Annotated in this window: 15 protein-coding genes and 1 tRNA gene; 5 read left to right on the plus strand and 11 right to left on the minus strand. The window is 44.3% G+C overall.

The features are described from left to right. Nucleotides 1-67: 67 nt before the first annotated feature. Together C7H79_RS09020 and C7H79_RS09025 are read right to left on the minus strand one after the other, a co-directional pair. Complete coding sequence (locus C7H79_RS09020; RefSeq protein ID WP_106706955.1) at nucleotides 68-388, minus strand: type II toxin-antitoxin system RelE/ParE family toxin; 321 nt, start codon at nucleotides 386-388, stop codon at nucleotides 68-70. After that, complete coding sequence (locus C7H79_RS09025; RefSeq protein WP_106706956.1) at nucleotides 388-648, minus strand: type II toxin-antitoxin system ParD family antitoxin; 261 nt, start codon at nucleotides 646-648, stop codon at nucleotides 388-390. Before C7H79_RS09025 ends, C7H79_RS09020 begins: the two co-directional genes overlap by 1 nt. Before the next feature lie 79 nt (nucleotides 649-727). Here C7H79_RS09025 and C7H79_RS17920 point away from each other — a divergent pair, with 79 nt between their 5' ends. Beyond that, on the plus strand, nucleotides 728-895 hold the full coding sequence (locus C7H79_RS17920; protein ID WP_172592394.1) for a hypothetical protein: 168 nt from the start codon (nucleotides 728-730) through the stop codon (nucleotides 893-895). A 61-nt stretch (nucleotides 896-956) separates the two neighbouring features. Here the strand turns inward: C7H79_RS17920 and C7H79_RS09030 are convergent. From C7H79_RS09030 to ftsY, 5 genes are all read right to left on the minus strand, one after another. Then, nucleotides 957-1,049: transfer RNA gene (locus C7H79_RS09030), tRNA-Ser, on the minus strand. Nucleotides 1,050-1,126: 77 nt separating this feature from the next. Further along, a complete protein-coding gene (gene rpoH, locus C7H79_RS09035; RefSeq protein WP_106706998.1) occupies nucleotides 1,127-1,975 on the minus strand; it encodes an RNA polymerase sigma factor RpoH in 849 nt (282 codons plus the stop codon). Between the two features lie 116 nt (nucleotides 1,976-2,091). Next, nucleotides 2,092-3,003, minus strand: a complete 912-nt coding sequence (gene ftsX / locus C7H79_RS09040; RefSeq protein WP_106706957.1) for a permease-like cell division protein FtsX — start codon at nucleotides 3,001-3,003, stop codon at nucleotides 2,092-2,094. Next, the gene (gene ftsE / locus C7H79_RS09045) at nucleotides 3,000-3,653 is read right to left on the minus strand and encodes a cell division ATP-binding protein FtsE (RefSeq protein WP_106706958.1); all 654 of its coding nucleotides are present in this window, start codon (nucleotides 3,651-3,653) and stop codon (nucleotides 3,000-3,002) included. The genes ftsX and ftsE overlap by 4 nt, the downstream gene beginning before the upstream one ends. A 26-nt stretch (nucleotides 3,654-3,679) precedes the next feature. Next, complete coding sequence (ftsY, locus tag C7H79_RS09050) at nucleotides 3,680-4,705, minus strand: signal recognition particle-docking protein FtsY (protein WP_106706959.1); 1,026 nt, start codon at nucleotides 4,703-4,705, stop codon at nucleotides 3,680-3,682. A gap of 77 nt (nucleotides 4,706-4,782) precedes the next feature. On the opposite strand from ftsY, the gene C7H79_RS09055 reads away from it, so the two are divergent. After that, nucleotides 4,783-6,186: a M16 family metallopeptidase gene (locus C7H79_RS09055; RefSeq protein ID WP_106706960.1), complete on the plus strand. Its 1,404-nt coding sequence runs from the start codon at nucleotides 4,783-4,785 to the stop codon at nucleotides 6,184-6,186. A 68-nt stretch (nucleotides 6,187-6,254) separates the two neighbouring features. On the opposite strand, the gene C7H79_RS09060 is transcribed toward C7H79_RS09055, so the two are convergent. Then, nucleotides 6,255-6,608: an EF-hand domain-containing protein gene (locus tag C7H79_RS09060; RefSeq protein WP_106706961.1), complete on the minus strand. Its 354-nt coding sequence runs from the start codon at nucleotides 6,606-6,608 to the stop codon at nucleotides 6,255-6,257. 137 nt (nucleotides 6,609-6,745) lie between these two features. After that, nucleotides 6,746-7,291, minus strand: a complete 546-nt coding sequence (gene orn, locus C7H79_RS09065; RefSeq protein ID WP_106706962.1) for an oligoribonuclease — start codon at nucleotides 7,289-7,291, stop codon at nucleotides 6,746-6,748. Between the two features lie 95 nt (nucleotides 7,292-7,386). Between orn and C7H79_RS09070 the strand changes: the two genes are divergently transcribed. The 3 genes from C7H79_RS09070 to rsgA are packed head-to-tail and all read left to right on the plus strand — an operon-like array spanning nucleotide 7,387 to nucleotide 9,871. Then, nucleotides 7,387-8,643 (plus strand): M48 family metallopeptidase, encoded by a 1,257-nt coding sequence (locus C7H79_RS09070; RefSeq protein WP_172592395.1) that lies wholly within the window; start codon nucleotides 7,387-7,389, stop codon nucleotides 8,641-8,643. Further along, entirely contained in the window at nucleotides 8,640-8,981 is a 342-nt protein-coding gene (locus C7H79_RS09075; protein ID WP_106706964.1) for a 4a-hydroxytetrahydrobiopterin dehydratase, read from the plus strand. Before C7H79_RS09070 ends, C7H79_RS09075 begins: the two co-directional genes overlap by 4 nt. Further along, nucleotides 8,978-9,871: a ribosome small subunit-dependent GTPase A gene (rsgA, locus tag C7H79_RS09080; protein WP_106706965.1), complete on the plus strand. Its 894-nt coding sequence runs from the start codon at nucleotides 8,978-8,980 to the stop codon at nucleotides 9,869-9,871. The genes C7H79_RS09075 and rsgA overlap by 4 nt, the downstream gene beginning before the upstream one ends. Nucleotides 9,872-10,062: 191 nt before the next feature. On the opposite strand, the gene C7H79_RS09085 is transcribed toward rsgA, so the two are convergent. Together C7H79_RS09085 and C7H79_RS09090 are read right to left on the minus strand one after the other, a co-directional pair. Continuing rightward, nucleotides 10,063-10,842 carry an OmpA family protein gene (locus C7H79_RS09085; RefSeq protein ID WP_106706966.1) on the minus strand — a complete coding sequence of 260 codons (780 nt, stop codon included), beginning with the start codon at nucleotides 10,840-10,842 and terminating at the stop codon, nucleotides 10,063-10,065. Then, nucleotides 10,839-11,234 (minus strand): DUF4398 domain-containing protein, encoded by a 396-nt coding sequence (locus tag C7H79_RS09090; protein ID WP_106706967.1) that lies wholly within the window; start codon nucleotides 11,232-11,234, stop codon nucleotides 10,839-10,841. The genes C7H79_RS09085 and C7H79_RS09090 overlap by 4 nt, the downstream gene beginning before the upstream one ends. Nucleotides 11,235-11,701: the final 467 nt, after the last annotated feature.

The following is an 11,701-nucleotide window of genomic DNA, read 5'->3' on the forward strand; positions in this document are numbered from 1 at the left end:
TTTGCAAAGGTATCTTCTAACTCTTGATGCATGGCAGACAGCGGTTTTATGGATCGCTCCAACTCGACTAAGCTTCGATTCCCAATAAGCTCCACCAGTCACGTGCCGCATGTAATACACGCACGACCGATATACCGTCATGATGTGGTAGATAGAAGATTAGGTGATTATCAAAGTCTTTAACTCGCCACTTGCGTATGCCCGTTAATGTTGGATCGCGTAGCGTTAATGGTGCACCGATCAGGGGTTGTTTAGCCAGAACATTGAAGCTGGCTTCTGTCTGTGCCAGAAAGCGTTCAGCTGTTTCTAGGTTCGCATTTTCCGAAAGATAAACGAAATACTCTACCAGATCGCGCCTAGCTGCTGCGCGTTGATAGATTTTAGGCATCAGCGTTGTTTCTTTCGTGCTTCCAGCTTGGCTAAGGCTTCTTTGCGAATATCACTCCAATCCGCCGCTGTTAATTCGCTTTCTGGGCCACTCAATCCTTCCAGCAACTTAGCTTCAAGCTGTTCTTCCGCTTTGCGTTTCTCATCAGCGCGGATCAATTCGCGCACATATTCGCTGGCACTGCTGTAACGGCCCTGGGCGATCTGCCCATCCACGAATTGTTTCAAGGGATCAGGCAGAGAAATATTCATACTTTGCATAGGTAACCCTCCTTATCTTGCCGCATAATGTGTAATTAATAACACAAAATGGCAATTATTGCCATAACAAGGATATCAATTGAAATTAAATGAAATTGTTATTGACACTGGATATCTGGAATTTATAAATATAAGTGGTTGCAAATTAAATGTGGCACACCTAAATGATTTACTGATATCAGGCTTGGATCGAGCGATTACTGGTAACTATCGCCAAAATCAGATGATTAAATCAAAATCTTTTTGATGGGATAATTGATGGAAATTTCAACTTTATATACTGCAAAGCCTCGTGGATACTGGATCTTTGGCGGAGAGGATGGGATTCGAACCCATGTGCCAGGAAAACCTGACCATCTGATTTCGAGTCAGCGCCGTTATGACCGCTTCGGTACCTCTCCGGTTGTAACAAGTGAAACACCCACTAGGCTTTATGAGAGTTCGAGTGGGTGCTTGTTTGAGAAATTTAAACCTTACTTTATGCGGAAATTTCCATGATGCCGCGCATTTTCTGTAGTGCTTTGACTTCAATCTGCCGAACGCGCTCTGCCGATACACCTAACTCCTCAGCTAGATCATGTAATGTTGCGGTATCGTCTTTTTCTTTTAACCAACGGGCTTCGATGATGTGGCGACTTCGTTCATCCAAGCAATCAAGTGATTGCTGCAATCCTTCTGCGCGCAGATTGGTGGTTTGTTTTTTTTCTAGGAGCTGAGAGGGTTCCGTGCCATCCGTCAGATAGCTTATTGGACTAAATGTGTCGTCTTCCTCATCAGAAGCGGGCTCCAAAGAAATGTCCGAGCCGTTGAAACGTTTTTCCATTTCGACGACTTCATCGGTTTTAACGCCTAACTGAACGGCCATTGCTTCTACTTCTTGCGGATTCATCGTATCCAAACCATGTTTCATACTACGTAGGTTAAAAAATAATTTGCGCTGTTGCTTGGTCGTGGCGATTTTAACTAGACGCCAGTTGCGCATAATGAATTCGTGAATCTCGGCTTTAATCCAATGGACGGCAAAAGAAACCAGCCGCACGCCTCGTTCAGGGTCGAAGCGTTTAACTGCCTTCATTAAACCGATATTACCTTCCTGGATTAAATCGGCCTGAGGAAGGCCATATCCTTTATAACCTCGTGCTATTGCTACTACAAAACGCAGATGAGACAAAATTAACTGCTGTGCAGCATCAATATCGCCATGATTCCGTAAACGCCGCGCCAAACTTGCCTCTTTTTCCTGCGAAAGCATAGGAAAAGAATTAACAGATTGAATATATCCTTCAATACTTCCGCCCATCGTTGGTAGCGTTAAAGCATTCGTCATCATAATAACCTCCCCATTCTACATGTTCATTAACGAACGTAACTGCATAAAATATTTTAGCACTCTGAACCTATGAGTGCCAAGTATTTAAAAAGTTTCGCTATGAAATTCCCAACTTATTTAGGTTCGATTTGCCAGAGGTGGTTTGCGACAGAAATGCGGGCGCCTAACCATCCTAGCCAAGCAGAAAACAAAAGTAAGCTGATACTGTCTTGGAGGGAAAGGTGTTCTAGTTGTATATCAAACTCATACAGTTGGGCCAGCGGCAGGAGTTCTCCATTCAGCGCATCTATACCCAGCACAATGATAAGCCATGCAGCGATACCTCCCGACAATCCCTGGATAGCACCGAAATAAAGAAAAGGGCGGCGAATAAAACTGTCGGTTGCACCAATCAGCTTGGATATTTCGATTTCGTCACGTTTAGTCAGAATTTGCAGACGGATGGTGTTGAACATGATCGCAATTATGGCAATACTTAACAATGTAGCCAACATGAATACGATCGAGCGTCCCAGTTTAAGCAGTGCGTTCAGGCGGTCAACCCAGGCTGAGTCAAATTGTACATGCGCAATTTCAGGCCAGCTTTGCATCGCCAATTTTAATTGTTCCAGCGAATCTGATGCCTTCTCCTGAGTATAGACGATGAATGCATCTGGAAGTGGGTTATAGGTTAAATGGGTGGTGATATCGGTTAGCCCGCTACTTTGTTGTAACTGAGCAAGAGCAACGTCTTTAGGAATAAACTGATAGTCCACGATCTGTGAATCTGCTTGCAGGCGTTGTTGGATTTTATCAATATCTTCTTTCTGCGCATCCTGTTTAAGAAACAAACTGATCTGGGGGGAACTGGCTGTTTGTCCGGACATTGATTGCAAGTTTTCCATAAGCACATAGATGCCGGTTGGCAGGCTAAGCGCGATACCCATCACAGTAATGCTGAGCAGAGCGGTAACAGGGGTAGAGGCCAGTCGTTTGAGCGTGTAAAAAAACACAAATCCGTGTTGCGTCAGCCATGCACGTATCATGCGGCTAGTTTTCCTTGTTTAAGTGACAGAATTCGATGTTGCGTGTCTTCTAACAGAGAGGCATCATGCGTAGCGATCAGCACGGTAACACCTACCTGGTTGAACGATTTAAACATGGTCATAATGTCTCGGGCATATTCAACATCCAGATTGCCCGTAGGTTCGTCGGCAATCAGAATAATGGGTCGATGAACGATTGCGCGCGCGATACACAGACGCTGCCTTTCACCTCCGGATAATGTGATGGGCATGACTTTTTCTTTTTTTAACAAGCCAACTTTATCCAGTGCGGCGCGCGCTCGGGACGCTGCCGTGTTGTTATCAAAATTACTGATTTGCAAAGGTAGTAATACATTCTCAAATACATTGCGATCAAACAATAGCTTGTGATCTTGAAAAATGAAACCGAGTTTGCGGCGCAAATAGGGAATTGCAGCGGGTTTGAGTTGAGCGATATTTTGACCGCTGATCGAGATCACGCCTGAAGTCGGGCGTTCGATTGCAGCAATTAATTTTAATAATGTACTTTTACCTGCGCCCGAATGGCCTGTCAAAAATACCATTTCACCGGATTCCACCGCAAGATCAATGTTATTTAGTGCAATGTAGCCGTCTGCATAACGCTTAGAGACATTTTTGAAGGTGATCATATTTACAGTTATCGAATCGTTCGTTTTTAATCCAGCAGTGCTTCAACAAATTCTCCGGCATCAAATGGTCTTAAATCATCCAAACCTTCGCCAACGCCAATAAAACGTAATGCCGGAGGGTTTTCCGGATATTGTCCTGCAATGGCTGCGACTACACCGCCTTTTGCGGTTCCATCCAGTTTAGTCAGGATCAGACCAGTGACATTTAGGGCATCGTTAAAGGCTTTCACTTGTGTGATTGCATTTTGTCCCGTGTTGGCATCCAATACCAGCAACACCTCATGTGGTGCATCCGGCATAGCTTTGGAAATCACACGTTTTACTTTTTTAATTTCTTCCATCAAATGGAGCTGAGTGGTTAAGCGACCAGCCGTATCCGCCAGCACAATATCTATACCGCGCGCTTTGGCTGAGTTGACTGCGTCAAAAATAATAGCAGCTGGATCGCTTTTTTTGCCCGGATCACTGTCCGGGGCAATTACGGTAACATTGTTCCGTTCTCCCCAGGCGATTAATTGCTCGCGCGCTGCGGCACGAAAAGTATCGCCGGCAGCCAGTAACACTGATTGACCTTGTGTTTGAAAATATTTGGCAAGCTTACCAATCGAAGTTGTTTTTCCTACGCCATTGACACCCGCTATCATGATTACAAACGGTTTATGCGTGGTAGTATCCAGAGGTTGAGCAAGCGGCTCCAGCATGGCAATCAGGGATTTCTTAAGCGCCTGTTTTAATTGCATAGAATCTGTTAGTGCATCGCGCTTGACTTGTTTGCGCAAATTTTCAAGTAACTGATGCGTGGCATTGACTCCAATATCGGAGGTCAACAAGATAGTTTCCAGTTCTTCGTAAAGTTCTTCGTCAATCTTGCCGCCGCTAAATAGGCTCGATAGCTGTTTGCCTAGGTTCTGTCGTGTGCGTGATAAACCTTGTTTAAGCTTACTGGCAAAGCTGATCGATTCCTCTGGTTTGGATTCTGGCTCGACAACGGGTTTAGCTGAGGTTTCGTCCGGGTCTGCAGGATTTTTTTTGGATTTAAAAAAACTAAACATTCTGGTAGGCTCTCAAATATGCAGAGGAATTCTCAAACCTCGATTTTATTCTGTTTACTCATTTTAGGTTGGTAAAAATGAAATCTGATTACCGTATCACTTTTCTTCATTCTTGTTCAATTTGCGTATTATTATTGATAATAAATCTGCTGATCTCAACATCAGCATTTGCCGATCCGCATGAATATTTGCTCGATAATGGCTTGAAATTGATTGTAAAACAAGATCATCGTTCACCAGTTGTGGTTACGCAAATCTGGTACAAAGCGGGCAGCATTGATGAAATCAATGGCGTGACTGGTGTGGCGCATGTTCTGGAACATATGATGTTCAAAGGTACAAAAAAAGTTCCTAATGCTGAGTTTTCGAAAAAAATTTCGGCCGCTGGCGGGCGTGAGAATGCTTTCACTAGTTACGATTACACCGCATATTACCAACAATTGCATAAAAACCATTTGCAAATGGCGATGGAACTTGAATCCGATCGGATGCGTAACTTAGTTCTCACTAAGGAAGAATTCGAGAAGGAAATCAAAGTAGTGATGGAAGAAAGAAGGTTACGCACTGACGATCAAGCGCGCTCACTTTTGTACGAAAGAATGATGGCCGTCGCTTATCAGTCCCATCCTTACAAGAATCCTATTATAGGTTGGATGAATGATCTTGAAAACATGATTGTGGAAGATGCTCAGGAATGGTATGACCGCTGGTACGCCCCCAATAATGCAACATTGGTAGTCGTCGGGGATGTCGACGCAGACGAAGTGTTTCGTCTGGCCCAAAAAAGCTACGGTTCCATTCAATCTCGTCCTTTATTGGCGATTAATGCTCGTAAACCGCAAATCGAACCGACGCAATTAGGTACCAAACGGATAACTGTCAAGGCGTCGGCAGAGTTGCCCTATCTCATCATGGGGTTTCATGTGCCGACGATTAGAAATGTTAATGAAGACTGGGAACCTTATGCACTGGAAATATTGGAAGGGGTGCTGGATGGTCATGCTTCAGCCAGACTGAACAAGTCATTGGTGCGGGAGAGTCAAATCGCTAATTCTGCCAGTGCCGGTTATGGCGCGATAGCGCGTGGTTCAAGCATTTTTTTTCTGAGCGCGGTACCTAGCGCTGGTAAAACAGTGACTGAATTGGAGACAGCGCTGCGTTCCGAAATCGAGAAGATTATCAAAGGGGGCGTAACGGAAGAAGAGCTTACTCGAGTAAAAGCGCAGGTAATTGCTGGTCATGTGTACCAGCAGGATTCCATTTTTTCACAGGCCATGCAACTGGGTAGGCTGGAAAGTACAGGATTATCGTATCGTGACACAGATACCATTCTGGAGAAATTAAAAGCGGTTACCGCTGAGCAGATACGCGATGTGACAAAAAAATATTTCATTGATGATGGTTTGACTGTCGCCGTATTGGACCCGCAGCCATTGGAGCCGAAAGCTTCGAGCAGAGCGCCGAGCGGCTTAAGACATTAGAAAATTAAAACTTTGACAGTGGTCTTGAAAAAATTAATAGACCACTGTCAAAGTCACAACTGTAGCAATTAATCCTTTGCATTCTCATGTGCATGATCAGTGTTACTCGGCTGTTTGCTATAACCATGCATATGTTTATGCATATTTTTCATCATGTCGCGTCTTTCTGTTTCATCTAGAAAACCATCTTTGTTGGCATCGTTCTTTTCAAACATGGCTTCATGATGCTTCATAAATTCTTCTTTACTGATTTTGCCATCCTTATTCGAATCCACTGATGACATTTTATGTTCGCATTTGTGACCATGATCGTGCTGACTGCTACCTTGAGCGGTATCTGCAGCAATGACTGGAGTTATAAACTGGGTAACTAAAAAAGCAGTTCCGATGACGGTTGAAAGCAGTTTTTTTGTAAGATGCATCTTGTTCTCCATGAATGATGAATTAGCAAAAAGGATTAAGTATCCTTTTTTTAGAAAGGGACAGCACCCGAAAGTTCGAAAATTAATGTAATGCTGGGCATCAAATAAATCGACAAGCCTGAATCTTTTAACTATTCTCAGGCAACTATGAAATGTTGCCGGTAGTGCTTGAGTTCATTAATGGAATCATAGATATCCGCCAGGGCCTCATGCTTACCATCTTTGGAAAATCCAGTTGCGATCTCCGGCTTCCATCGTTTTACAAGCTCTTTTAAAGTGCTCACATCCAGGTTGCGGTAATGAAAATAGGCTTCCAGCTGTGGCATCGAACGAACCATAAAGCGTCGGTCCTGACAAATTGAATTGCCGCACATAGGAGAGGTGCCCGAAGGCACGTGCAATTTTAAAAATTCGATCATCTGTGCTTCTACTTCGTTTTCTGTCAGTTTAGATGCCTTGATTTTGTCGATCAGGCCGGATTTAGAATGAGTCGATTGGTTCCATTTATCCATGCCATCAAGTATTGCATTGGGTTGATGCACGACCAGAACCGGGCCTTCGGCAACAGTATTCAACTGTGCATCGGTTATCACTAAAGCGACTTCAATGATGCGATCGGTATCTGGATTGAGTCCGGTCATTTCCATGTCGACCCAGATGAGGTTATTATTATCTTGTGCCATAATTGTTTATCTAATAGTTGAATGCAGTGTGTTGAATTGTGTCATATTGTTATCAGTCAGTCACTTTTATAAACTTTTTATGCGATTTATAGATTATGCAGACCTTTACATTGATTTTTTTGATTGCGATTTTACTTACTACGTTAACTCAGGTTTGGTTATCGGTCAGGCATATTCGCCATGTGCGTACCCATCAGGACAGGGTGCCGGAGGAATTTGCTAGTCAGATCAGTCTGGCTGATCATAAAAAGGCGGCGGATTACACCTGTGCCAAAACTCGCGCAGGATATCCAAGCATACTCTTACATGCAGGGCTGTTACTCGCATTTACACTGGGCGGCGGTTTAAATATCCTGAGTGAATTCTGGGCAAATTGGCTCAATGATTCTTTGGCGCATGGTATGGCGCTGATCGTCAGCACTTTCTTTATTATGAGTGTCGCTGAAATTCCATTAAGTTATTACCGCACTTTTGTAATTGAAGAACAGTACGGTTTTAATAAAATGACCCCGATGATGTTTTTTACCGATTTGATCAAGCAATCTGCACTCGGTTTAGTACTGGGTGTGCCTTTGTTATTTTGTGTGCTGTGGTTGATGGAAAAAATGGGGGAAAGTTGGTGGCTGTATGCCTGGTTCGCCTGGATTGCGTTCAATCTGTTTGTGTTGGCTATTTTTCCCACTTGGATCGCACCCTTATTTAATAAATTTACCCCGCTGGAAGATGCCACCCTCAAGGCTCGTATCGAGCAACTGATGAAAAAATGTGGTTTTAAGGCCAGTGGGTTGTTCGTGATGGATGGTTCGCGCCGTAGCAATCATGGCAATGCTTATTTTACAGGATTTGGTAAAACCAAGCGCATCGTGTTTTTTGATACTCTGCTGTCACGGCTGAATCCTGCGGAAATCGAAGCGGTACTGGCGCATGAGCTAGGGCATTTCAAACATCGTCATGTAATCAAACGCATTGTGATTTCATTTGCGATGAGCTTGGCATTCTTTTGGATTCTGGGTTATTTGATGGGACAGAGTTGGTTCTACCAAGGTTTGGGTGTCGAAGTTGCTTCCGTACCGTCGACTGCGATGGCGTTGTTGCTGTTTTTTCTGGTGATGCCGGTATTTACCTTTTTGCTGCATCCAGTATCGAGCATTTATTCACGCAAACATGAGTTTGAGGCTGATGCTTATGCGGCACAGAATTCATCGGCGAATGATTTAATTCATGCGCTGGTCAAGTTGTACCAGGATAATGCAGCGACGCTCACGCCAGATCCGCTGCATTCGGCTTTTTATGATTCACATCCTCCGGCATCAATCCGGGTGGCACATTTACAAAGTCAGGAGCAAGCATGAACAATATCGTCTGTGATTTAACATCCAAACAATGTAAGCCTTGTGAAGGCGGTGTGCCGCCGTTGTCTGCCAGTGCAGTTGCCGATTTCATGAAGCAAATTGATGACTGGCAATTGCAGGACAAACAAATCAGCAAAACCTATGAATTCAAGAATTATTATCAAACCATGGCGTTTGTGAACGCAGTGGCATGGATTTCGCATCGTGAAGATCATCATCCCGACATGCTGGTTGGTTACAATCAATGCGTGGTCACGTACACGACCCATGCGATTGGCGGTTTGTCCGAAAATGATTTCATCTGTGCGGCGAAAATCGACAAGTTATTCTCAATTTGAGCCTTCATTCCGCTAAAACCAGGCAGCAGACTAAGTATTTAACCGGACAGGTAATTGCCCCATTCGGCAGAAGCTTTTCGATTGAAACAGTTAGCGGCGAAATCATCTCTTGTGTCATGCGCGGCAAAAAAGGCGGTATTGCATGCGGCGACAAGGTTGAGTACCAGCTTACCAGCGCAGGGGAAGGGGTTATCGAAGCGATTAATCCACGCACTTCGCTGTTATATCGCAGCGACGCGTTCAAGGAAAAAATCATCGCCGCCAACGTGACGCAAGTCATTATTGTCGTTGCGTCAACTCCCAGCTTTAGCGAAGAATTGATAAACCGCTGCCTGGTTGCTGCGGAGAGCGAGAATATCGAGGTATTGATTGTGTTGAATAAAGCCGATCTGGTCGAACCGACACAAATTGCGATGGAAACACTGTCGCTATACCAGGATTTAGGCTATCACGTGTTGCCTTTATGCGCGTTGCAGGATGTTTCAGCGTTACGGCCCTATTTATCAGGCCACCTCAGTGTGCTGGCCGGTCAATCGGGCATGGGTAAATCCACCTTGCTTAACACGCTGATCCCGCAGGCTCGGCGCGCCACCGCAGAAATTTCATTGGCACTTGATTCCGGCTGCCACACGACTACACATTCGCGACTTTACTCCCTTGAAGAGACCAGCGCCATCATTGATTCTCCTGGTTTTCAGGAATTTGGTTTGAATCATATAGTAGAAGAAAATTTGGCCTGGGGGTTCATCGAATTCCATCCTTACCTCGGGCAATGTAAATTCAATAACTGTCGTCACATCGCAGAGCCCGGATGTGCCGTGATACAGGCTGTGCAACAAGGAAAAATTAACTCCAGGCGGCTGAATTATTATCATCGACTGCTTAAATAGGGGTGCTTCAGTACAAACCTGTCCAACCCAGTCCGGTTGTCAGTTTGAGTTTGTGAGAGGTTAAATTACTGGGGCAGAACCGAAGGAAATTTAGCAGCCCTGGTCTAATTGGGCGTGATCATCAAAATACTACCAAGCAATACTTGTTGTGTTATGCAGGTGGCAGTATTTCGATGATTTGTACTTATTTCTTAAGGCTCTGGATTTGAGATGATAACTTCGACGCGGCGATTCTGCTGGCGACCGACTGCGGATTCGTTGTCACTGATGGGAAAGTTCTCACCTTTGCCATATGCCACGATACGATTAGGAGCTATACCTCGTCTAACTAGATAAGTCATCACAGAATTGGCTCGTCTTTGTGACAAGCCAAGGTTGTAATTTTCGCTGCCGACATTGTCAGTGTGACCTTCTATGATCACGGTACGCTCTTTATGCTCGTTAAGAAAAGTTGCTAGTTCCGCAAGGTGGGAAATTGCTCCACCTTTAAGCGTATCTTTCCCTGTATCAAACAGAATATCGCCCAGTGTTATGACCAGGCCGCGGTCTGTTTTCTTTGCATTCAGTGCTTCAAGTTGACGTTGCAGGTCCTCAACTTCACGCGTACGAGAATCAAGACGCGCATTAGCGCGTTGCTCAGTCAGCATTTTACGCTGATCTTCTAACAAACGTGTTTGTGCCCTGTACATGGCAGTATCGACCTTACGGTCAGCCATATACACCAGATGCCTCCCAAGGTCCATATCTTCAGGCAATATCGGTGTTTCGGCAGCACGGACGGCAAGCTCGGCTTCCTGAATCGCAAGCTGCGCACGGCTCGCCAATTCCGAATCAGATTGCAGTTGTATTAGCTTGTCTCTAACTTCGTCCGCACCTACCGGTTTTTCCGGAACTGCCGAGCATGCTGCAAAAATAACAGGGGTTAGAGTGAGAGTGATCAACTTTGTAAATTTATGGATTGAAGTACTCATTGCCGAACTCCTCTGTTGCGTTGCATTTCCTGCTTCATGATATCGATATTTTTTTGCATTTCATCATTAACTGCTTTAGCTTTGGCTGCTTCAGCCTTGGCTACTGCCAGCTCGGCATCTGCACGCGCCTGCTCAGCGAGTTGTTGAGCCAAGATCATTTTTTCCTGCCGGACTGCATCCCGGGCTGCGTTGAGCTTTGTGCGTGCCTCGCGTAGCTCAGCCGAGGCGAGATCCGCAATACGTGCTCGATCGGCATTGTTGATTGCGAGTTCCGCAGCTGCTAATTCTTGAGTTGGAGGTATGGGGGGTGACGCACAGGCAATCAATGAAAATAGTACGGTAATTGCAGTAGTAAGTCGCAGTAGTTCCTTATATGAAAATCGTTGAATCATATTAATTCTCCTGATTTAAGTTATTGCGCCATATCAATTACTTTTGCAATGATAATGTATCACATTCGATAAAATGCTGTAGGGTAATGTAATTATTTAATCGATCTTGAAAAGAATCAGACGCTCAGCAGGGAGAAAATGATAAAAGTGATTTGCTGTTCCTTTTTTTAGAGGATAGTATTTTTGTGCGATTCAAATCGTTGGTATTGATAGAAGATATACATTAAAATCCCAACCCGTATCAACGCCTGGGCTGTTTCTTGTTGATATAGCTTTCTTTTTTATATTGATCCGCTTTGACTTCATGCATAAACGGAACAGAAGGAAGAATTGATGTTCCGGACTCGTAACATATTATACGATAAATTTTTTGACTGTACTGATGCGATAATCGGCAACAATTGTGTAAGCTGAGAAATTCAGTTTGAATAATAATCAAAGATTAAAAGCGTGGTTTCAGATATATT

This window comes from Nitrosomonas supralitoralis (genome assembly GCF_003011925.2).
Lineage (GTDB): Bacteria > Pseudomonadota > Gammaproteobacteria > Burkholderiales > Nitrosomonadaceae > Nitrosomonas > Nitrosomonas supralitoralis.

Coding starts and splice junctions, on each gene's coding strand:
- C7H79_RS09020 (WP_106706955.1), bottom strand. CDS start 388: ATGCCTAAAATCTATCAACGCGCAGCAGCTAGGCGCGATCTGGTAGAG.
- C7H79_RS09025 (WP_106706956.1), bottom strand. CDS start 648: ATGCAAAGTATGAATATTTCTCTGCCTGATCCCTTGAAACAATTCGTG.
- C7H79_RS09055 (WP_106706960.1), top strand. CDS start 4,783: ATGAAATCTGATTACCGTATCACTTTTCTTCATTCTTGTTCAATTTGC.
- C7H79_RS09060 (WP_106706961.1), bottom strand. CDS start 6,608: ATGCATCTTACAAAAAAACTGCTTTCAACCGTCATCGGAACTGCTTTT.
- ftsY (WP_106706959.1), bottom strand. CDS start 4,705: ATGTTTAGTTTTTTTAAATCCAAAAAAAATCCTGCAGACCCGGACGAA.
- C7H79_RS09090 (WP_106706967.1), bottom strand. CDS start 11,234: ATGATTCAACGATTTTCATATAAGGAACTACTGCGACTTACTACTGCA.
- orn (WP_106706962.1), bottom strand. CDS start 7,291: ATGGCACAAGATAATAATAACCTCATCTGGGTCGACATGGAAATGACC.
- ftsX (WP_106706957.1), bottom strand. CDS start 3,003: ATGATACGTGCATGGCTGACGCAACACGGATTTGTGTTTTTTTACACG.
- rpoH (WP_106706998.1), bottom strand. CDS start 1,975: ATGACGAATGCTTTAACGCTACCAACGATGGGCGGAAGTATTGAAGGA.
- C7H79_RS09070 (WP_172592395.1), top strand. CDS start 7,387: ATGCAGACCTTTACATTGATTTTTTTGATTGCGATTTTACTTACTACG.
- ftsE (WP_106706958.1), bottom strand. CDS start 3,653: ATGATCACCTTCAAAAATGTCTCTAAGCGTTATGCAGACGGCTACATT.
- C7H79_RS09075 (WP_106706964.1), top strand. CDS start 8,640: ATGAACAATATCGTCTGTGATTTAACATCCAAACAATGTAAGCCTTGT.
- C7H79_RS09085 (WP_106706966.1), bottom strand. CDS start 10,842: ATGAGTACTTCAATCCATAAATTTACAAAGTTGATCACTCTCACTCTA.